Origin of the sequence: Methylorubrum sp. POS3 (assembly GCF_043352485.1) — a bacterium.
Taxonomy (GTDB): domain Bacteria; phylum Pseudomonadota; class Alphaproteobacteria; order Rhizobiales; family Beijerinckiaceae; genus Methylobacterium; species Methylobacterium suomiense.
Map to the genome: position 1 here is coordinate 4,634,316 of NZ_JAPRBT010000001.1, position 18,219 is coordinate 4,652,534.

Below are 18,219 nucleotides of genomic sequence, written 5' to 3' on the forward strand. Positions count from 1 at the left end.
CGCAATCCACCCACTTCGGTCATCCAGAGGTACATTCCGGTGGGCCGGAAGTGGCCGGAAGCGGAATGACGGCTTCCAGCATTAGAAACGAGGAAGCAGACCTTTGTTGCGGCCCAGGGCCTCGTCTCAGTGTGCCTCGTATGGGACCATCCATCCTGCGGATTCCAATGTTCGCTTGGATGGCGAAATCCGCGTGGAAGGCGAGTGGCCCTGAACGCGGTGGCCATGACATCAGCATGTCATGGCCCATTCCTTACGCATGACTGTGAACTGAGATCGGCGCAGCCGGACGATTTATCGGGGCGGCAAAGGCACGCAGAATGGCGTCGAGCCCATCGGTGAGTGCAGCTGGCCCAGGCTGGAGGATGAGCGGCGATTTTATCTCGACGATCCGTCCCTCCGCGACCGCCGGCATGGACGACCAGCCGGGCCGCGACGCGATGCGGGATGCCACCACCTTCTTCCCGCACCACGATGCCAGGATGACTTCCGGCCGGGCGGCCAACACCGCCTCCGGCGTGACGATGCGGTCCTTGGCGGCCGGCTGCCGGGCGAGTTCGGGGAAGACGTCATCACCGCCCGCGATGCGCACGAGCTCGGATACCCACCCGATGCCTGAGATCAGCGGCTCGTCCCACTCCTCGAAATACACCCGGGGCCGTGGGCGCCCCTGTGCCCGTTCGGCGACCGTCGACAGCCGTTTCTCGTAGCCGCGGGCCAGCGCCTCCGCGCGGTCCCTTGCGTCCACGAGGGCGCCCACCGTCCGGATCATGGCGAGAATGCCGGCCACGTCCCGCTGATTGAAGAGGTGGACCGCGACCCCGACCCGGGCGAGGTCGGCGACGATGCCAGCCTGCATGTCCGAGAAGGCCAGGACCAAGTCCGGCGCGAGTGCCAGGATCTTGGGGATGTCGGCGCTAGTGAAGGCCGACACTCGGGGCTTCTCGCGACGGACCTGGGGCGGGCGGACGGCGTAGCCGGACACGCCGACGATCCGGTCCTGCTCTCCCAGCAGGTACAGAGTCTCGACCGTCTCCTCGGTCAGGCAGACGATCCGTTCAGGCGGGAAGCGACGCATACAATACCCTATAGCGCAAGCGACCGCCCGATGTCCGCGGGAGGCCCAGGCATGGCAGACGTACGAATACGACGCTGGCCAACTATCCAGCCGCTGGTTCTCAACGCCAAGCCATAACGCGTAGCGCATGGCGTGACCCGTTACGCGTTTCCCTCGGAGTCGCGCGACGCAACGTTCCAGGGCGCCTGCTGTCGGCGGGGCGCTCCCAGGCGGGCCGGGGCGCGAATGACGCGGGGCCAACGAGTGTCGCCAACGACCGATGACGCATAGGGTCGTCCCCAAAACGCCCTCGTGCGCCACCACCGACACGCGACCTGGTCGAGCCGAGCGAAACCAATCCCGTCCGCAAGGGCGATCCTTGAATAAGAGGTCTGGAACGATGCTCTCCCAAGCGGCCGTCCTCCTGACAGCCCTCCTGTTCGGGGGAATGCTCCTGTACTCGTTCGGCTTCGCCTCGTTCCTCTTCAGCGCCCTGCCTGCCGAAGCCGCAGGCCCGCTCCTGCGGCGCGCCTTCCCGCACTTCTACGCCTTCGTCATAGGGTGCGCCCTCGCCGGCGCGGCGCTGACGGCCAATCTCGATGGGACTTCCGCCCTCATCCTAGGGCTCATCGCCTTCACGGCCCTCCTGGCGCGGCAGGTTCTCATGCCGGCCATCAACACGGCGAGCGACGTAGGCAATCGCAGGCGCTTCGGCGTGCTTCATACCGGGTCGGTCCTGGTCACCCTGGCCCACATCGTCGGATCGTCCGTGGTGATCCTCAGGCATTCCGCATAGGCGTGAAAGCCGATGCGCTGTCGGGAGGCGCGTCGCGGGATCGGCAGGGCCCAGCGTCCCGCAGGCATTTTACGCGTTCGCATTTCTGGTCGGGAGCAGCGCATCTACCAAGCCCGTACGGTCTGACCCCCGAAGATGCGCGACAAGGGCAGGTCAAGGAAGACGTAGGGGTTGGGGCTTGGCGGCTTGCCGGCCGCGTCCCGACAAAGCGGTCGGGTATCTCCGAGGACACCGCCACGTCGCCGGGCTCGGGTGTTGCTGCCCTCGAATGGTAGGCGTCCTGCGTCATCGTCCGCAGGGACAGGGACAACGGCCAAGCGTTGCCCACGGGTATCGTCAGACCGGAGCCCCCATGCTGAACTCCCTCTATGCCGCCTTCCTGCTTGCCGTGGAGGCGCGGAAGGTGATCGAGTTGCGGCTGATGCGGATCGCCTGGGGCGGCGCCGAAGGCTAGGCCGAGATGGTCTCGATGGTCGGCGAGAAGGTGGTCGCCGCGATGGAGGCCGCCACCACACTGATGGCGTGGGGAAGCCAGGGCGATATCATCGCCCGCTACAGGGAACTGGTCGCCGACAACACCCATCGCCTGATGGCCTGAGACGGCCGTTCCGAGGGAAGCGGGATCACGTGGGGAAGGCCACACCCCTCAAGCGCACGCCGACCTCACGGCCAGCCGTCTGTCGGCGGTTCCGCGGGCGGGGCGTCGTCCTTTGGAGGGGGCGGCAAGTAGGGAGGCGGGACGCGTCCCGGGCTCGGCGGCGTCGGCAGCCCAAGGTCCTCGGTCGGTTTGGGTGCCTCGTCGGTACGGTCCTTCTTGTCGGACATGTCTGATCCTCAGCCCTAGTTGACCTTGTGAACGAGGAGGCCGTCGAGGTTATGACCATCGCACGCAAACTGATCTACGCCGCATCGAACGGCGACAACGGGTTCCTGTGCGTCGGCAAGAACCCGTCGGACGTGATCGTCCTCCATGAGCCGAACGGTCCCTCGGGCGGGAGGCCGTCCCGCGTCGAACTCTCGACTTTCCTCTCCTTCGGGGCGGACTGCCCGGAGCGGCTCCCGCTGCTCGGCGTAATTGACTCACTCGTCGCCGCCTCCAGCGCCACCGTGCCGGCGTCCCCGTCCGTGCCAGAACCCGGTACCGCCGGGGCCGAACCGACACCAGGGGAAATGGTCTCGTCGACCTGAAGGCGGCGCACCTGATGAACGCATCGGGCTCTGGTCGACACTCGCGGGATGCTCCCATACGCAAAGAGGCGCCCGACAGTCCGTCGGGCGCCTCTGTCGTTAGACGTTATGGCGAAGCCTGCGACCCGCCATTAGAAGTGATGTTTCAGTATCCGTAGCCGTAAGCCGGGTATCCGTAGCCATAAGCCGGAGCGTATCCATAAGCCGGAGCATAGCCGTAGCCGCCGTAATATCCGACCGGGCGGCCATAGCCGTAACCGTAGCCACCGTATGAGTTCGCGACGATGGCACCTGCGGCGAGGCCGGCGATCCCGAGGCCGATGGCTGCACCGGGGCCGATGCCGCGGCGATAGCCATAACCGCGATAGCCGTAACCGCGTCCGTAGCCGCCGCGGAAGCCCACGCCGCGATATCCGCCGCCATAACCGTATCCGCCATGGCCGTAACCGTAGCCACCGCCGTAGCCCCAGCCGCGGGCCTCTGCGGGTGCCGATGCCAAGAGCCCGAGGCCGAGCAGAGCCGTGGAAGCGAGTGCGATCTTACGCATTCGAAACCTCATGTCGCATGGGAATGACACCTCAACAGCTCGGGGCGTGCGCCGTTCCAAGGCTATGTGCGCCATGGCACGGTGGGGTGCCCGTCCGACGGGAGATGGCCGCAACATCGCCGACCAAAATCTCCAGCAAGCAACCATGATGCCTGGGCGGGAGCATCACCCCTCTTCGGCGGCGACTGCGCCGTCCCGGAGAAACGAGGTCACCATCTGGCCGGTCAGGCTGCGAACGGGGGATCCCGCCTATCCAGGACATGGCTGTCCCGAAGAGCAGCCAAGGCCTCGTCGGCGGCGCGTTGCCCGCTGTCGTGGGCACCGTGGGCGGTCGTGAAGTCGAAGGGATGTGTCGCCTCGCCAGCGAAGAACAGCCGGTTCTCGAAAGGCTGCGCCAAGCGCGAACGCGCCTGCGAGCGACTAGGAAGCGCGCAGCTATACGCGCCGCCTATGGACGCGATCCGGCTCCACGAGGTCGCCGCGAGCGGCCGGATCGCCGACGCCACGTCGCTGCCGAACAGGGCGGCCAACTGCGCCGTCACGAAGGCGAAGCCGTCGGCCGGGCCCTCCTCATCCAGGATGCGCGCGCCCTCGCCACCGAGGAAGGCCTCGATCACCGGCCAGCCATTGGGTCGTATGGAATAGGCCGCCGACCTCGGGTCCTCCAAGTTGCCGTAGGCATGCGAGTCCGGCCCGAACGCGGTCTCGCGCTCGATCTCTAGAAAAATCTTCTCGTTGCGTCCGAGGGGAAGGGCCGCGGCTGCTTCTCGCCAAGGGTCGATGCCGCGGGGAAGGCGGATCGCGTCGCCGGCCAGGACCGCGGTCGAGACAGTGAGAACGGCGGCCTTGGCGCGGATGGTACCCGCGCGGGTGGTCACCTCGACGCCGTCCCCGGTCAGGTCGATGCGTTCGGCCGGCGTGGCCAGCCGGACCGTCGCCGAGGACGGCAAGCTGGCGGCGACCAAGGTGCCGTAGCCGAGCGGCAAGTGCCAGTTCTTACCGGTCGATGCGTCGTCGTAGGCCAGGTAGTCGGTCGCGGAGATGTCCTCGGGCGCGGCGCCGCTCATGAAGCCCGCGATGGCCCGCACGTAGCCGTTCCAGGCACCGCCCTGTTCCAGGGCATCGCTGGCACGGTCGCTGCCCGAGGCGACCGTACGGAGTCGCTCCTCCCAATCGCCATAGGCCCTCCACGCCGCCTCCTGGTCGTCCTTGTCGACATCCAGGGAAGGGTGCGCCTTCGTCCAGGGCGGATCGCCCCGGTTGACCGGGAAGCCGGATGCCTCGGCGATGCCGACCCATGCGTTGCGGTCGCCTGAATGGAGCCACTCGCAGCCGAAGTCGAGAGGATAGCCTCCGAGGTCCTGGGTATAGGCACGCCCTCCTAGCCGCTGGGAGGCTTCCAAAAGCAGGCACGAGGCGCTGCTGTCCGCGAGCCTGCGCGCGGCACCGATGCCGGCGGCGCCTCCCCCCACGACGATCACGTCGAATTCGCTGGTCATCCGTCCAAGGTTAGGTCGGCCGACACGGCTTCCAAGGTCACCGCGGCCCCGCGGCCTGGCTTCAGGCCCAAAGCCTCCCACCGAGGCCGCCAATCATCGACGGGGAGTGCCGGGCACGACCGACGGGGGCCATCCTAGGTCATCGGACCTCCGGGCGCGGGCACCATCCCGTGACCGTCCGCAAACCTCCGAACCTTGAAGTCCCGCATACCCGGTCCCGAACCGGTAACCTCCAGCGCTCTGGATTGCCCCAGCGCGAGGATGCGCGCGAATAGGAGCTCGTAGCTGCATCCCTGTCCCGGCTGGTCTGAGCCGTCGTCGAGATGACCGATCACGCGGGCGACCAGTTTGATCAGCAACTCCCATTCCCCGGTGGCGAACCCAGTCAGGACGTCGTCGAAATGGGTCAGGGGCGCCGAGACCAAGGTCCCGTCCCGAACGATACGCAGCGGCGCGTTTTCCCGCCGCAGTTTCGCCCAGCGGGCCGTGGCCGCTTCGTTCTCGGCTTCGGTGAAGGGCCTTCTCCCGCTCACGAGATCGGCCGCGACCATCTCCTCGGGACGCAATTGACCCAACGACCATACCGTTGAGGCGGCACTTAATCGGGGGAAGTCCGAGCCTATCACCTCGACGATGTCGAAGGGGCGCCCGGCCATGCGGGAAACGAACCGAAGGAAGCAAGCGTGCTCCGCCGCGTCGGTCAGGCAGGCCCAGTAGACCGGATGGACGCCGGGGTCCGTCGCCTCCGCCCAAGGTGCCTCCGGATCGGTGGGCTCCCCTTCCGGGTCGTCGTCCGGCCGCGTGTTCTCGGCGAACCAAATCCGGCGCGCCTCGGGGTCGAACGGTTCGATGGGCCCGACGTCGAGGACGTGGGTCAGCGCGATCACCCGTTCCGCGCGGCCCTGCAGCCGTAAGGCCTGCCTGACGGAGTCCGCCCTGGCCGCGCCCCAGGTCACATGGACGACCTTCGACGCGCCGGTCACGGCGTGCGGCCCGCGGCGCACAGGTCCGCTGGGAGCGGACTCGACGCCTCGAACAGCTTGCAACTGCGCGCGATCTCCTCGCGGATCATCGCGCACGGGTTCACGACGTTGCACGGCGGGTGCGTGGCCGGCGAGGCATCGAAACACTGCGCGACGAGACGCTTGGCGGCAGCGGACCCGATCTCGTCGCGGCACGCCACGGTCCCCTGGCCGGCCTGGGCTTGTGCGAAAGGCGGGACGATGGAAGCGACGGCTACCGCGAGCCATGCCCCTGTCACTCGCAATGCCTTCATCCGAACCTCCCCGCTCGATGCCTCGCCCGGCACTAGGCGCGGCCGGCCCGAACCGGTGGGCTCATTTGCGATCATCGGTCCGACATCGATCCCGGATGTGACCGCAGGGCACGCGGGCTTTTCGAATTGTAACCGTCGTCCTCCGCAGCCGAGTTGCAGGTCGCCAAGAGGGGGCCGGCGCGGCCGAGATCGTCGTTGGAGGTCTTGTCTTGCCCGGGCGCCTTTCGCGCTTCCCCGGATGGTCGCGCCCTATTCCACCTTCAGCCTTTTGGCTGCGGCGGGGCACAGCATCTTGAACTGCTCGATCATCGGCGGGTTACCCGATGCACAAAAGGTGTCGCCGTCCGGGCCAAGCGGGAAGCGGGCCATCGTGGCTTGGCGGTCGCCGTACCGGTAGCTCACCGTACCTGCCTTGCAGTTCGCCTGCGCGGCCATGGTGGCCCGCCCCTCGCTGCGCAGATAGTCCGCGACGCACTGGGCCGTCGTCAGCTTGCCGCCGAACTGCTTGGTTTCCCCGCCGGGGTCGCGCTCGCAGTATTCCTGCAAGTCCGCCTTATTGACGATCCCGCACATGCAAGGATCGCGTCCAGGGCGGTTCTCTGTGCCGCTGAATGACCCTTACGGGCCCCAGCGCGTTCACTGCCGTAACCCAACCCGCGCAGGAGCGCCAATGTCGAGCCTGACCGAGCGCAAGGCACGTCTGATCGTACACGGCGACCAGCCCTACAACGCCGAACCGCCCCTCGACCGATTGCGGGCCTCCTACCGGACACCGGCGGAGGACTTCTACGTCCGCACGCACGGCGACCTACCGGACCTCGACGAGGCGACCTGGCGCCTCACCGTCGATGGCGGAACCGGCCCCGCGCTTGAGGTGTCGGTATCCGATCTGCGGACCCGCTTTCCGGTAGCCATGGTGACGGCCACGATGCAGTGCGCTGGCAATCGCCGCGCCGACATGCGGGCGGTCGCCCCGGTCTCGGGCGACCCGTGGGATGCAGGAGCCATCGGCACCGCCGAATGGACCGGGGTTCGTCTCGGCGACGTCCTGCGCGAGGCGGGGGTCGCCGAGCGCGTGGGCCTCCATGTCGCCTTCGAGAGCCACGACACGGTGGACGGACACCCCTACGGCGCCTCCATCCCACTCGCCAAGGCCATGGCGCCCGAGACCGTGCTGGCCTACGCCATGAACGGCGAAGCCTTGCTCCCGGAGCACGGCTTCCCGGTCCGCGCGGTGGTGCCGGGCTTCGCCGGCGTGCGCAGCCCGAAGTGGCTCCGGAGACTGACTGTCCAGGACCACCCCTCGGACAACCCGATCCAGGCCGGCGATTACAAGCTGTATCCGGCGGACGTGACCGCCGAGACCGCCGACCCCGCCAATGGGCACACCATCGATACGATGCCGTTGAACGCGGCGATCTGCGAGCCGGCACGCGGGGCCATTCTCAAGCCGGGGAGCAACAGGATCCGAGGCTACGCGGTAAGCGGCGACCGAACCGTCGTACGCGTCGACGTCTCGGGAAACGGCGGCCGGTCCTGGGTGCAGGCCGAGCTCGAACGCGACGTGGCGGCTCCTTTCGCCTGGACGTTCTGGAGCACGAGCCTCGACCTGCCTCCGGGCGAGCATGAGCTCGCCGTGCGCGCCTGGGACGAAGCGGGCCAGACGCAGCCGGCACTGCCGGACGAGACCTGGAACCATAAGGGCTATCTATGCGCCTGCTGGCATCGGGTGCGGGTGAACATCGCCTAATGGTCAAAATCTGACGCTTAGTACCCGCCGTGAGGGTCTGCTTCCGACCTAACCCGGTTTTCCAAACCGCTTTCAGAGCAACCGCTAAACGGCAATTCATCGGCCGCTCGGAGTGCTTGCGCGCGATGCACGGCCTGCGCTCCCAACGGCTTCGGCGCAGACGCGCGGGGGGCGTCCAGGAGGCCCTGTCTTCATGTCAGCTCAGCTCTGCTGCAGATGAGGAGAGGGTGCATATCGACGTCTCGATTTGCGGTCGCTGAATTGCCGATCTCGAAATTCGTTCGGGTCGATATTCCACCACTGTTTCACCAGCACGGGCGTGATGTGCGCGTCACGCCGCTGCGCCGAAGGAAGCAGCACGCTATGAGACGGTCTGGGACGGCGGCGCGGCGCCGTCCGTCGCGACATCCTGGGAGACACCCATGCGTGGCGTTACCTACACCGAAGGCGCCCAGATCGATGCGCCGGACGCCCTCCTCGACACCACCTTTCCCGATCCCGTGCCGGTTGGGCGCGACCTGCTCGTACGCGTGCAGGCCATTTCCGTGAACCCAATCGACACCAAGGTGCGCCAAGGCGCCTACAAGCAGGGTTGCGAGCCGAAGGTTCTCGGCTGGGATGCGGCCGGAACCGTGGTCTCGGTCGGACCGGAGGCGCGCCTGTTCAAGCCCGGCGACGCGGTGTTCTATGCCGGTGCGCTCGACCGGCCAGGTAGCAACGCCGCGTTCCAGTGCGTGGACGAGCGCCTCGTCGGTGCCAAGCCAGCCAGCCTCGATTTCGCCGCCGCCGCGGCGCTACCGCTTACCGCGCTGACCGCTTGGGAGATGTTGTTCGACCGGCTCGACGTCGCCACGCCCGTTCCGGGTGCCGCCCCCGCGATCCTGATCGTCGGCGGCGCCGGCGGCGTCGGCTCGATCGCGATCCAGCTCGCCCGGCAGCTCACGGATCTCATCGTGATCGCTACGGCCTCGCGCCCCGAGACGGCGCAATGGTGCCGGGACCTCGGCGCCCACCACGTGATCGACCATGCGAAGCCCCTCGCCACCGAGGTGGCGGCGCTCGGTCTTCCTGGGGCGCCCGGGTTCGTGTTCGCGACGACGCAGACCGGTGCGCATCTCCCGCAGATCATCGAGCTCCTCGCGCCACAGGGTCGCCTCGGCCCGATCGACGATCCCGAGACCCTGGACGTGATGCCGCTCAAGCCCAAGAGCCTGTCGCTGCACTGGGAGCTGATGTTCACCCGCTCGCTGTTTCAGACCGCCGACATGGAACGGCAGCACGCGATCCTGACCGAGATCGCCCGCCTCATCGATGCGGGACGGCTGCGCACGACGTTGAGCGAGACCTTCGGTCCGATCAACGCCGCCAACCTGGCACGCGCCCACGCGCTCATCGAGAGCGGGAAGGCGAGGGGCAAGGTCGTCCTCGCTGGGTTCAGCGACTAAGCCGGCACGCGAAGCGTCCCGGCTCGGAGCTGGGACGCCGGTCGAGCTTGCCCCGGTCCCGGCCGTTCAGGACAATGGAAGCGCCCTCCGACGCAAACCGTTTCGCGGTGGCGGCGCCGATGCCGCTTCCGGCACCAGTGATGACGCGCCTCTTCTCGAAGCGAGACATGTTCGGCTTCCCTCCCAACGGGCGATGCCGGATTTCAGGCGACGGGCGGGATGACCTTCAGGTCGCTCAGGTGTCGGAACTGGTTACGGAACATGTCTTCGGTGTCGATGCAGGCATGGAATCCAGCCTGGCGGGCCTTGATTGTGCTGCTGATGTTGTCGAAGCCGCTGGCGAAGATGAAATCGCCGAAGGGCCACGAAGCCACCTTGTCATAGGGGATCAGCTGTAGCCCGTGGCGTTCGGCCATTCTATCCCAGAGCGGCCCCTTGTCGGCCATGTAGGTCGCGAGCGGCATCGGGATCGGATCGGCCCAGTCCATGTTGAACATGCGCGCGATCCGCGGCCACATGTGCTGCCAGCGAAAGTAGTCGCCGTTGGTGATGTTGAAGATCTCGTTTCGCGCAGCCGGCGTCGTACCGGCCCAGTCGGCGGCCTCGGCCAGGATGTCGGCGGAGCTGACCTGGTAGAGCGCCCGGTAGGCGGCCTCGGTCCCCGGGAAGCGAAGCGGGATGCCGAGTTCCTTCGAGATGGCCGCATAGACGGCGATCACCGTCAGCAGGTTCATCGGGTTGCCGACCGCGAAGCCGCAGACCGCCTCTGGCCGAAGGGCCGTGAACGACCAATCCTTACCCTTCTGGCGCTCACGCAGGAGATCCTCCTGGTCGTAGTAGAAGTTCGGCGGCATCAGGCGCGGGTCGTCTTCGCGGGCGGGCGTCTTGAACGGGCCGAGATCGGCGCCGTAGGCCTTGCCGCCCTGGTAGAACGTGACGTGGCGCAGGCCCGGTGAGGTCTCCTCGACGACGTCGAGCAGGTTGCGCAGGATTGCGACGTTGACCGTGCTCTTCTCGGCGGCGGTCTGCTTTTCGATGTAGGCGCCGAACACGATGTGGGTGACGTCGCGGATGCCGCCGAGGCGGTCCCGGACCTGTCCGGGGTCGAGCAGGTCGACCGAGACCGCCTCGACGTTCGGGATGGACGGCTCGGTCCGTCGCGACAGCCCCAGCACTTGGGTATCGGGTCGAGCAGCGAGGCGAGCGGCTGCGGCGCGGCCGATGACGCCCTGGGCGCCGGCGACGAGGACTTTTCTTTGCATGGTTGGCTCGCTCCCGTTTCCCGTAAGCTGGGGGTTGGCGGGACGCGTGGGAGGCGACCGCTTCCTGAACCAGTCTTACCCAAAGGAAAGCTGCCGTCCTCGGCCTAGGTTCGCACGCTCGATGATCCGGTCCGCGCCTCGCCCATCGCACGCCTGCAACGATCCTCGACCTCGGAGAGGTCGCGAGCGATGACCTTCTACACGCCGAAGGCCCGTATGAGCGCTATTCCAGCATGGCCTGCAGCTCGGCCCGTCGCGTATCGCCGGGCACGACCGTTTCAATCAGGCGACAGGACCACGCGAGGCGGTCGGGGTCGCGCTCCCCCCAGAGCCCGCGTGCCTTGTTGTCCCTTGAATCCTCGCAGACGTGGAGCGGTGGGCACAACAGGGTCGAAGCTCAAACTACCAGGCGAGGGTCTGCTTTTGACCCAACCCAGCCGCTCACCGCTTCAGATCCGGCGCTTGAAAGCGGATAAACGCTCGCTCAAGGCAGTCGTTTAGCGATCGTGATCGCTGGCTTGGTGGGTCGGAGACACCGGTTCGTCTGGCGCTGCGGGCTGAACGAACACGTCAGGTGCGGACGAGCCGTTGCCGCTAGATGATCCGGCGCGTTTCCTCGGCGGTCCACCGGCGCTTTCCGCAGCGCACTGAATGCGGTGTGCGCCATCCGCGCAGGTTTCACCCCGGGGAACCAAGGCGGCCCGGAACCGGTCGTGTGAGAGACGATCGTCCGACCGGAGAGACCATCATGCCCTTCATCGCGGCCCACGACGGCGCGCAGCTTTTTTTCAAGGACTGGGGACGCGGTCGGCCGGTCGTGCTCATCCACGGCTGGCCGCTCGATACCGACATGTGGGAGTTCCAGCAGCGGACGCTCACAGAGGCTGGTTTTCGCACCATCGCCTACGACCGCCGCGGATTCGGCCGCTCTGACCAGACCTGGGACGGCTACGATTACGACACCCTCGCCGACGACCTGAAATCCGTGCTCGACGCCCTCGATGTGCAGGACGTGGCGCTGGTTGGGTTCTCAATGGGCGGCGGCGAGATCGCCCGGTACATGAGCCGGCATGGCGGCGCCCGGGTCACTCGGGCCGCGCTCGTCTCGTCGGTGACGCCCTATATGCTCAAGACGGCAGACAACCCAGACGGCGTCGACCCAGCGGTGTTCGACGGCATGATCGCCGGGCTGAAGAAGGACCGCCCGAACTTCATGGCGACTTTCGCAAAGACGTTCTTCGGGGTTGGGATACTCTCATCGCCGGTCTCGTCCGACCTGATCGAATGGACCGGCACCCTCGCGATGCGCGGGTCGCCGAAGGCGACGACCGCCTGCGTGACGGCCTTCGCCGAGACCGACTTCCGCGCCGACATGGCCGCATTTCGCGTGCCGACCCTCGTGATCCACGGCGATGCCGACCGGACCGTGCCGATCGACGTGTCGGGCAAGGCCACAGCCGCCGCGATCCCCGGCGCCGAGTTCGTCGTCTATGACGGCGCGCCGCATGCCGTGCCGTTCACCCATGCCGAACGGTTGAACGCGGATCTGATCACCTTCCTGAAGGGCTGACCCGCGCTCCGCTCACCATTACCCCGCACACACAATCCGAGGTACCATGACGACGAGCCCGATCCTCCAACCCGTAACAATCGGCGATCTGCACCTCAAGAACCGCATCGTGATGGCGCCGCTGACCCGCAGCCGGTCTTCGACCGCGGGCGTACCGCCGGACTTCGCCGCCGATTATTACGGCCAGCGTGCCAGCGCCGGCCTCATTATCTCAGAGGCTACTAATATCTCGCAGCAGGCCGTGGGCTATGCCTACACGCCGGGCATCTGGTCGGACGAGCAGATCGAGGCTTGGAAGCGCATCGTCTCGACGGTCCACGCCAACGACGGCTGCATCTTCCTCCAGCTGTGGCACACCGGCCGGATATCCCATCCCGACCTGCAGCCAGGGGGCGGCCTCCCGGTCTCCGCTTCGGCGGTGAAGCCGGAGGGAACTGCCTTCACGATGGAGGGGATGAAGCCCCACGTCACCCCACGGGCGTTGGAGACCGACGAGATCCCCGGCATCGTCGAGGATTACCGGCGCGCGGCCGTGAACGCCAAGCGCGCCGGCTTCGACGGGGTCGAGGTCCACTCGGCCAACAACTACCTGCTGGAGCAGTTCGTGCGAGATTCGACCAACAAGCGAACCGATCGCTACGGTGGCTCGATCGAGAATCGTTTGCGGTTCCCGCTTGAGGTGGTCCGTGCGGTGACCGAGGCCTGGGACGGCGGAAGCCGCGTCGGCATCCGGTTGTCGCCCGCCACGACGCAGCCCGGCGAGACACCGCTCGATTCCGAGACGCATGCCACCTTCGGCGCCTATGTCGATGCGCTCAACGAGTTCGGCTTGCTCTACATTCACACGATCGAGGGCGTCACGCAGCAGACCCGTGATGTGCCGGACGGCGTCGATTTCCTCGACCTGCGGCGCCGGTTCGGGGGCGCCTATATCGGCAACAACCAGAACACCCTGGATCTCGCCGAGAAGGAACTGGCCGAGGGCCGCGCCGATCTGTTCAGCTTCGGCCGGCCCTACCTTGCCAACCCGGACCTCGTCGGGCGGCTGGCGAGCGGGGCACCGCTGGCCGAGGCACCCAAGCAATACTGGTACGGCGGCGGTGCGACCGGTTACTCCGACTGGCCGGGCATGGACGGGCCGGTACCGGTACGGCGCTGAACCGATCACGGAGATCGGCACGTCGCCGATTGTGACCGAGGCGACGGCCTGTATCGTGTGAGTGTCTTGCTGCGCGCGGGAGAGCGCTCGGCCAACCTCGGCCTTGCCGGCAGGATCGAACCGAGCGGCCGGTGTGTACCCCGGCCGGCATCGGGCGTGGGTCACCACCACCAGGGGCAAGTTGCTCGAAACCGCGCTCCGAGCCTCCGAGGGCGCCAAGTCGGTGAGTATGCGACGTGGCGCCGAGGATGCGTCCTCGGTCGCCTACAACCCGTGCCGACATGCGGGCCGGCGCGCCGCGTCGCTCCGGCACCGGGTCCCAGCGCGGCCTCACGAGGGCGGCGTGCAACGACCGGGCATGGCGCGGGTTTCCTAGCCTTCGACTGAGACGCCCCGATCCTACCGATCCGAACCCAAGGAGCACCATGTCCCGCGAGAGCAGCATCCAGGCGACCGAGAAGTTCGGAGAACTCGTCAACAGTGGCCAGTTCGACGCCTTCCCCGAGGTCGTCGCCCCGGACTGCCATGATCACGACCCGGCTCCAGGCCAGCACATGGGTCCCGAGGGATACAAGGCCTTCTTCACCGAACTCCGCACGGCGTTCCCCGACATGCAGGTCGAGGTGAAGAAGCTCGTCGCCGACGGGGACAGCGTCGCCTTCGCCTATACGCTCACCGGCACGCACCAGGGTGACTTCAACGGCCACAAGCCGACCGGGAAGGCCATCAAGGTCCGCGGCATGCAGATCGGCCGCTTCGTCGACGGCAAGATGGTCGAGCGGTGGGGCTCGTCCGACGAGCTCGGCATCCTGAAGCAGATAGGCGCCATCGAGGGTTGACGGAGGCTTCCGCGAAGGCGTCCCGGCCGCGGGACGTCCTCAAGACATGACCCGGGGCGGCCCATGGGCCGCCCCGGGTCTCAAGAGCCAATTTTCGGCTTCCCGACGCCTCAGGCGCTCCGGGCTTGGTCGGGATGGCGGCCCTCTGCGAACTCCTCAACGATCTTGGCGCAGAAGGCCGGCAGGTCCTTGGGCGTCCGGCTGGTGACAAGCCCCTTGTCGCAGACGACCTCCTCGTCGACCCAGGTGCCGCCGGCGTTCTCGATGTCCCGCCGAACGGTGGGGTAGGAGGTCAGCGTCCGGCCCTTCACGACGTCGGCCTCGATCAGGGTCCACGGCCCGTGGCAGATGACCCCGACCGGCTTGCCCGCGGCGAAGAAGTCCCGGACGAACGCCACGACATCCTTGCTCGCCCGGAGCTTGTCGGCGCCGACGCAGCCGCCGGGCACGACGAGGCCGTCGTAGTCCGCGGCCGACGCCCCCTCGATGGTCCTGTCCACCTTGTAGCGGTTGGCGGGATCGAGGTCGTTGTTGACTGTCTCGGCTTCGCCGGCCTCCAGACCGATGACCGTCACGGTCGCCCCGGCCTGCTTCACCGCCTCATGCGGCTTGGCGAACTCCGGATCCTCGGTGCCGCGCGGTGCGATCAGGATCGCGATCTTCTTGCCCTGCAAGCTCATGTCATCGTCCTTCTGGGTGTCGGAACCTAACGGAGGCACCGTCGCGCCGTTCCTCACGACGGGATGCGGTCGATGCCGGAGGTATCCCGGCCGCGACGCCGAATTCGCGGTGGCGGACGGCGCTCAGCGCCCGATAGACTCGGAGACGCGCCGGCATCACCGAACCGAGCGGCCGGTGCGCCGCGAGACTAAGCGCTGGGCGGAAAGTCATCTCCCGGGATACGAACGAGTTCCTTTGCGGCCCGAGGGAGCCCCACCGCCGAACGGTCGCCACGACGCATGCTCAAGGCGCCTTCACCTCTGGGCAGGCAGCTTGGGTCGTTCGGACGATCCGCGAATCCCCGCCTAGCGGCGGGATCGTCCGCTGCCGGGCGGGGCTTCGAGACAGCGGGACGGTCATCTGCCCTGATCAAGTGGGCATCACGGGCCTACAACATAGGGAGGTGGCGCGGTCCGGGACCCCGCGGAAACGCTGCGTCGATCCGCATGAACTCGTCTTCCGTCAGCCGCAGCGGGCCAGCGCTGGCGTTGTCGGCGGTATGCTCGGGACTGGACGCCTTGGGGATCGTGAAGGTGGACGGCCTCCGCGTGAGGAACCGGAGCGCGACATGACGGGCGGTGGCGCCGTGGTTCGCCGCGATCTCATCCAGGACGCGGCCGCCCGGTGTTCGTGGGCCAGGGAAGCTGCCATGGCCGAACGGGCTGTAGGCGACGACGGCGATGCCGTGATCCTCGCACCAGGGCTGGACGGCGTGCTCGATTGCACACTCCTCCAAGTGGTAGAGAACCTGGTTGCAGGCGATGCGCCCCTCGCCCCCGGCCTTCCAGGCGGCTTCGAGGTTGGACACATCGAAGTTGCTTACCCCCCAGGACAGGATCTTGCCCTGTTCGCGGAGCCGCTCGAAGCCGGCGAAAGTATCCTCAAGGGGATGCGAGCCAAGCCAATGCAATAGGTAACAATCCAGCCTGTCGGTGCGCAGGCGCGCCAGCGAGCGCTCGCAGGCTGCCACTGTCCCGGCAAGCGAGGCGTTGCTGGGGAGGACCTTGGAGACGAGGAACACGTCGTCGCGCCGACCGGTGATCGCCTCGCCGACCACGGTCTCGGCGTCGCCGTACATCTCGGCGGTATCGATGTGCGTCATGCCGAGGTCGAGGCCGCGGCGCAGGGCGGCGACCGCGGTGGGCCGGTGCGCGTCGTCGATGTACCAGGTTCCCTGGCCGATCACCGCAACATCGCGCGGCACGGGACCAAACGGGCGCTGCTCCATGCATTTCCCTCCATCCGTGGACGGCACGTGCGCCTAAGGCGCGAACACCGCGCGCACGCAGCCGTCCGTCTTGTGATCGAACATGTCGTAGCCGCGCGGTCCGTCCTCGAGGGAGAAACGGTGGTTGGCGAGGCAGGCCGGGTTGAGCTCGCCCTTCAAGGCGTGCGTCAGCAGCCGGTCCATGTAGGCTTGTGCATGTTGTTGGGCGGTGCGCACCGTCATACCGCACCGTTTGGTCGCACATTCCGTCGTCGCTGTACCCCACCTAAAGAACTGGATGCTGCGATCTTGCGCTTAGGCGTGCCTTCCAAAGCCCGCTGATGTGTCACAACATGAGGATGTCGTGGCCGCCGGCTCGATCGATGTCTGCTTCGGAGACGCACACGAGGACCATCACGTGACTGGAATGGGTGGAAAGCGGCTATTGGTGGCGCGGCGGGTAGCGGACATAGCCCGTCGCCTCAGTCCGAACGCCCACCATCCAATCCTTCCAATTATCTCAACGCATCGCGCCTCATTGTTCGAAGGGAATATCATCCGATCTCAACCTACATAGGCGACTCCGTATCAAAAAATCTTTGCTGTTCAGATCGCAAAGTACCGTCTTCGCGTCTGACAACCCTTTGCGAAGAGGCGAATTTCCGATAGCTTCGGCCGTGAGAAAGTAGGGAGCTAATCTGCTTGGCACCTCTGAAACCCGTCCTAGCTCAAGACGCAAAATTCAGGGGGTACTTAAGCCCTCATAGCTATACCTTATGCTTGGGGGCCGGGATCTCGAGGGGAATAGCTCCAGACTGGCGTGATCTTACGCACGAGTTACTGTCCAACGCATTTAGTACGTCCGTTCCCAGTACCGTATTCGATGACCTTATTTCCCTCGGTTGGTCACTTGATGCGCTAATCCAAGCGGCGGCCAATCAATTCGAACGAGCGGGTCGAACTAGGCAGGATTTTGCTGAAGCGTTGGAAGGTTGTCTTTATTCAAACATTAGAATTAAGGCTCGAGGCATGGGGCTTGAGCGCTATATAACTACAGTCCTCAACAGTCCAAAAAAAGTTTCGAGAGAAAAGGTTATTGAAGTCTGCGATTTTTTAGAAGGTAGTTTTCCGGATTGCTCGCTGTTCCAAGTCGGAAAGTTCATGCTTACGGCCGCAATCGGTGATAAAGGGCCTAAAGCCGTTTTAACCTTCAATGCCGATACATTTTTAGAGACATATATAGATCTCTTCGCGAGACGTCAGCATTATCTCAGCCCCCCTCCGCATGGCCATCCCCCTTACTATTACGTAGCTATAAACGATTCTGGGGGCGGAAGTGGTGGAAAAATACCGATCTATCATTGTCATGGGTCAGTAGCGCCGCTGGAAAAAGTAGGGACACGCCCTCGAGACAGGCGAGATCGCCTCGTTTTTTTAGAGCAAGAATACCTTGCGCTGGCGAGCGGACACTCCGCGTGGGCACAAACCGTATTCCTATATCATGCGCAAACTACTCGCATGGCGTTCTGCGGCCTTTCGATGTCTGATACCAATATTAGGCGCTGGATGAGTGCGGTAGAAGTTGATACAAAAGCTTACCATGCTGCCATGGGAAATACATCGCGTGAGAATGCGGAGCATATCTGGATACGCCCGCAGCCCGCCGACACTCTGTCGCAAGAAATTATTTTGGTTAGCATGTCTCATCTTGGGATTAGACCCGCATGGATCAATGGCTGGTCAGAACTCGAACAGAGCCTTCAAAACCTTGCAGCAGTTCGCTAATATAAAGACGACAAATATCCAAAGAAGCGTCCTGTTTGAGTGGTTCCTTTTTTTGACGATGGACGCAAAAGCGGACCTCTCAAGGTTCCGCAAGGGGTCGACACCGGACGGTCGCTCAG

At 65.7% G+C, this 18,219-nt stretch carries 19 protein-coding genes and 1 pseudogene; 9 read left to right on the plus strand and 11 right to left on the minus strand.

All coding sequences use genetic code 11. From position 1 onward, the window contains the following. Nucleotides 1-253 precede the first annotated feature (253 nt). Nucleotides 254-1,078 (minus strand): cobalamin-binding protein, encoded by an 825-nt coding sequence (locus tag OWC43_RS21500; protein ID WP_012322166.1) that lies wholly within the window; start codon nucleotides 1,076-1,078, stop codon nucleotides 254-256. A 379-nt stretch (nucleotides 1,079-1,457) separates the two neighbouring features. On the opposite strand from OWC43_RS21500, the gene OWC43_RS21505 reads away from it, so the two are divergent. From OWC43_RS21505 to OWC43_RS21515, 3 genes and pseudogenes are all read left to right on the plus strand, one after another. Continuing rightward, the gene (locus OWC43_RS21505) at nucleotides 1,458-1,853 is read left to right on the plus strand and encodes a DUF4149 domain-containing protein (RefSeq protein ID WP_393958256.1); all 396 of its coding nucleotides are present in this window, start codon (nucleotides 1,458-1,460) and stop codon (nucleotides 1,851-1,853) included. A 352-nt stretch (nucleotides 1,854-2,205) separates the two neighbouring features. After that, nucleotides 2,206-2,451: pseudogene (locus OWC43_RS21510) on the plus strand (hypothetical protein). A 278-nt stretch (nucleotides 2,452-2,729) separates the two neighbouring features. Further along, nucleotides 2,730-3,041, plus strand: a complete 312-nt coding sequence (locus tag OWC43_RS21515; RefSeq protein WP_012322168.1) for a hypothetical protein — start codon at nucleotides 2,730-2,732, stop codon at nucleotides 3,039-3,041. Nucleotides 3,042-3,186: 145 nt separating this feature from the next. On the opposite strand, the gene OWC43_RS21520 is transcribed toward OWC43_RS21515, so the two are convergent. The 5 genes from OWC43_RS21520 to OWC43_RS21540 form a co-directional block, all read right to left on the minus strand. Then, complete coding sequence (locus tag OWC43_RS21520; RefSeq protein WP_012322169.1) at nucleotides 3,187-3,588, minus strand: hypothetical protein; 402 nt, start codon at nucleotides 3,586-3,588, stop codon at nucleotides 3,187-3,189. Nucleotides 3,589-3,812: 224 nt separating this feature from the next. Next, nucleotides 3,813-5,087, minus strand: a complete 1,275-nt coding sequence (locus OWC43_RS21525) for a flavin monoamine oxidase family protein (RefSeq protein WP_393958257.1) — start codon at nucleotides 5,085-5,087, stop codon at nucleotides 3,813-3,815. A 134-nt stretch (nucleotides 5,088-5,221) separates the two neighbouring features. Then, complete coding sequence (locus OWC43_RS21530) at nucleotides 5,222-6,070, minus strand: DUF3658 domain-containing protein (RefSeq protein WP_393958258.1); 849 nt, start codon at nucleotides 6,068-6,070, stop codon at nucleotides 5,222-5,224. Continuing rightward, a complete protein-coding gene (locus OWC43_RS21535; protein WP_029358206.1) occupies nucleotides 6,067-6,363 on the minus strand; it encodes a hypothetical protein in 297 nt (98 codons plus the stop codon). The genes OWC43_RS21530 and OWC43_RS21535 overlap by 4 nt, the downstream gene beginning before the upstream one ends. A 249-nt stretch (nucleotides 6,364-6,612) precedes the next feature. Further along, nucleotides 6,613-6,936 (minus strand): hypothetical protein, encoded by a 324-nt coding sequence (locus OWC43_RS21540; RefSeq protein ID WP_012322173.1) that lies wholly within the window; start codon nucleotides 6,934-6,936, stop codon nucleotides 6,613-6,615. 97 nt (nucleotides 6,937-7,033) lie between these two features. On the opposite strand from OWC43_RS21540, the gene OWC43_RS21545 reads away from it, so the two are divergent. Both OWC43_RS21545 and OWC43_RS21550 read left to right on the plus strand, forming a co-directional pair. Beyond that, a complete protein-coding gene (locus tag OWC43_RS21545; protein ID WP_393958259.1) occupies nucleotides 7,034-8,113 on the plus strand; it encodes a molybdopterin-dependent oxidoreductase in 1,080 nt (359 codons plus the stop codon). Nucleotides 8,114-8,535: 422 nt separating this feature from the next. Next, nucleotides 8,536-9,558 carry a zinc-binding alcohol dehydrogenase family protein gene (locus OWC43_RS21550; RefSeq protein WP_012322175.1) on the plus strand — a complete coding sequence of 341 codons (1,023 nt, stop codon included), beginning with the start codon at nucleotides 8,536-8,538 and terminating at the stop codon, nucleotides 9,556-9,558. Here the strand turns inward: OWC43_RS21550 and OWC43_RS21555 are convergent. Then, nucleotides 9,548-9,727, minus strand: coding sequence for an SDR family NAD(P)-dependent oxidoreductase (locus tag OWC43_RS21555; protein WP_081437796.1), 180 nt, complete (start codon nucleotides 9,725-9,727; stop codon nucleotides 9,548-9,550). The two genes, OWC43_RS21550 and OWC43_RS21555, sit on opposite strands and share 11 nt — an antisense overlap. A gap of 34 nt (nucleotides 9,728-9,761) precedes the next feature. Beyond that, nucleotides 9,762-10,820: an SDR family oxidoreductase gene (locus OWC43_RS21560; protein WP_012322176.1), complete on the minus strand. Its 1,059-nt coding sequence runs from the start codon at nucleotides 10,818-10,820 to the stop codon at nucleotides 9,762-9,764. A gap of 748 nt (nucleotides 10,821-11,568) precedes the next feature. Here OWC43_RS21560 and OWC43_RS21565 point away from each other — a divergent pair. The 3 genes from OWC43_RS21565 (at nucleotide 11,569) to OWC43_RS21575 (ending at nucleotide 14,388) form a co-directional block, all read left to right on the plus strand. After that, on the plus strand, nucleotides 11,569-12,390 hold the full coding sequence (locus OWC43_RS21565) for an alpha/beta fold hydrolase (RefSeq protein ID WP_012322177.1): 822 nt from the start codon (nucleotides 11,569-11,571) through the stop codon (nucleotides 12,388-12,390). Nucleotides 12,391-12,436: 46 nt separating this feature from the next. Next, the gene (locus OWC43_RS21570) at nucleotides 12,437-13,549 is read left to right on the plus strand and encodes an alkene reductase (protein WP_012322178.1); all 1,113 of its coding nucleotides are present in this window, start codon (nucleotides 12,437-12,439) and stop codon (nucleotides 13,547-13,549) included. 425 nt (nucleotides 13,550-13,974) lie between these two features. Next, nucleotides 13,975-14,388: an ester cyclase gene (locus OWC43_RS21575; protein WP_393958260.1), complete on the plus strand. Its 414-nt coding sequence runs from the start codon at nucleotides 13,975-13,977 to the stop codon at nucleotides 14,386-14,388. Between the two features lie 110 nt (nucleotides 14,389-14,498). On the opposite strand, the gene OWC43_RS21580 is transcribed toward OWC43_RS21575, so the two are convergent. From OWC43_RS21580 to OWC43_RS21590, 3 genes are all read right to left on the minus strand, one after another. Continuing rightward, nucleotides 14,499-15,068 carry a type 1 glutamine amidotransferase domain-containing protein gene (locus tag OWC43_RS21580; RefSeq protein ID WP_012322180.1) on the minus strand — a complete coding sequence of 190 codons (570 nt, stop codon included), beginning with the start codon at nucleotides 15,066-15,068 and terminating at the stop codon, nucleotides 14,499-14,501. Nucleotides 15,069-15,496: 428 nt separating this feature from the next. Next, nucleotides 15,497-16,336, minus strand: coding sequence for an aldo/keto reductase (locus OWC43_RS21585; protein WP_012322181.1), 840 nt, complete (start codon nucleotides 16,334-16,336; stop codon nucleotides 15,497-15,499). Nucleotides 16,337-16,369: 33 nt separating this feature from the next. After that, nucleotides 16,370-16,558, minus strand: a complete 189-nt coding sequence (locus tag OWC43_RS21590; protein WP_081437797.1) for a molecular chaperone GroES — start codon at nucleotides 16,556-16,558, stop codon at nucleotides 16,370-16,372. A gap of 786 nt (nucleotides 16,559-17,344) precedes the next feature. Between OWC43_RS21590 and OWC43_RS21595 the strand changes: the two genes are divergently transcribed. Beyond that, nucleotides 17,345-18,100, plus strand: a complete 756-nt coding sequence (locus OWC43_RS21595) for an SIR2 family protein (protein ID WP_393958261.1) — start codon at nucleotides 17,345-17,347, stop codon at nucleotides 18,098-18,100. Nucleotides 18,101-18,219 lie beyond the last annotated feature (119 nt).

Excerpts from the sequence above, each read along its gene's own strand:
- OWC43_RS21570 (WP_012322178.1), top strand. The coding sequence starts at position 12,437 with ATGACGACGAGCCCGATCCTCCAACCCGTAACAATCGGCGATCTGCAC.
- OWC43_RS21535 (WP_029358206.1), bottom strand. The coding sequence starts at position 6,363 with ATGAAGGCATTGCGAGTGACAGGGGCATGGCTCGCGGTAGCCGTCGCT.
- OWC43_RS21560 (WP_012322176.1), bottom strand. The coding sequence starts at position 10,820 with ATGCAAAGAAAAGTCCTCGTCGCCGGCGCCCAGGGCGTCATCGGCCGC.
- OWC43_RS21515 (WP_012322168.1), top strand. The coding sequence starts at position 2,730 with ATGACCATCGCACGCAAACTGATCTACGCCGCATCGAACGGCGACAAC.
- OWC43_RS21550 (WP_012322175.1), top strand. The coding sequence starts at position 8,536 with ATGCGTGGCGTTACCTACACCGAAGGCGCCCAGATCGATGCGCCGGAC.
- OWC43_RS21500 (WP_012322166.1), bottom strand. The coding sequence starts at position 1,078 with ATGCGTCGCTTCCCGCCTGAACGGATCGTCTGCCTGACCGAGGAGACG.
- OWC43_RS21595 (WP_393958261.1), top strand. The coding sequence starts at position 17,345 with ATGGGGCTTGAGCGCTATATAACTACAGTCCTCAACAGTCCAAAAAAA.
- OWC43_RS21555 (WP_081437796.1), bottom strand. The coding sequence starts at position 9,727 with ATGTCTCGCTTCGAGAAGAGGCGCGTCATCACTGGTGCCGGAAGCGGC.
- OWC43_RS21540 (WP_012322173.1), bottom strand. The coding sequence starts at position 6,936 with ATGTGCGGGATCGTCAATAAGGCGGACTTGCAGGAATACTGCGAGCGC.
- OWC43_RS21565 (WP_012322177.1), top strand. The coding sequence starts at position 11,569 with ATGCCCTTCATCGCGGCCCACGACGGCGCGCAGCTTTTTTTCAAGGAC.
- OWC43_RS21580 (WP_012322180.1), bottom strand. The coding sequence starts at position 15,068 with ATGAGCTTGCAGGGCAAGAAGATCGCGATCCTGATCGCACCGCGCGGC.
- OWC43_RS21575 (WP_393958260.1), top strand. The coding sequence starts at position 13,975 with ATGTCCCGCGAGAGCAGCATCCAGGCGACCGAGAAGTTCGGAGAACTC.
- OWC43_RS21545 (WP_393958259.1), top strand. The coding sequence starts at position 7,034 with ATGTCGAGCCTGACCGAGCGCAAGGCACGTCTGATCGTACACGGCGAC.
- OWC43_RS21525 (WP_393958257.1), bottom strand. The coding sequence starts at position 5,087 with ATGACCAGCGAATTCGACGTGATCGTCGTGGGGGGAGGCGCCGCCGGC.
- OWC43_RS21520 (WP_012322169.1), bottom strand. The coding sequence starts at position 3,588 with ATGCGTAAGATCGCACTCGCTTCCACGGCTCTGCTCGGCCTCGGGCTC.
- OWC43_RS21590 (WP_081437797.1), bottom strand. The coding sequence starts at position 16,558 with ATGACGGTGCGCACCGCCCAACAACATGCACAAGCCTACATGGACCGG.
- OWC43_RS21585 (WP_012322181.1), bottom strand. The coding sequence starts at position 16,336 with ATGGAGCAGCGCCCGTTTGGTCCCGTGCCGCGCGATGTTGCGGTGATC.
- OWC43_RS21505 (WP_393958256.1), top strand. The coding sequence starts at position 1,458 with ATGCTCTCCCAAGCGGCCGTCCTCCTGACAGCCCTCCTGTTCGGGGGA.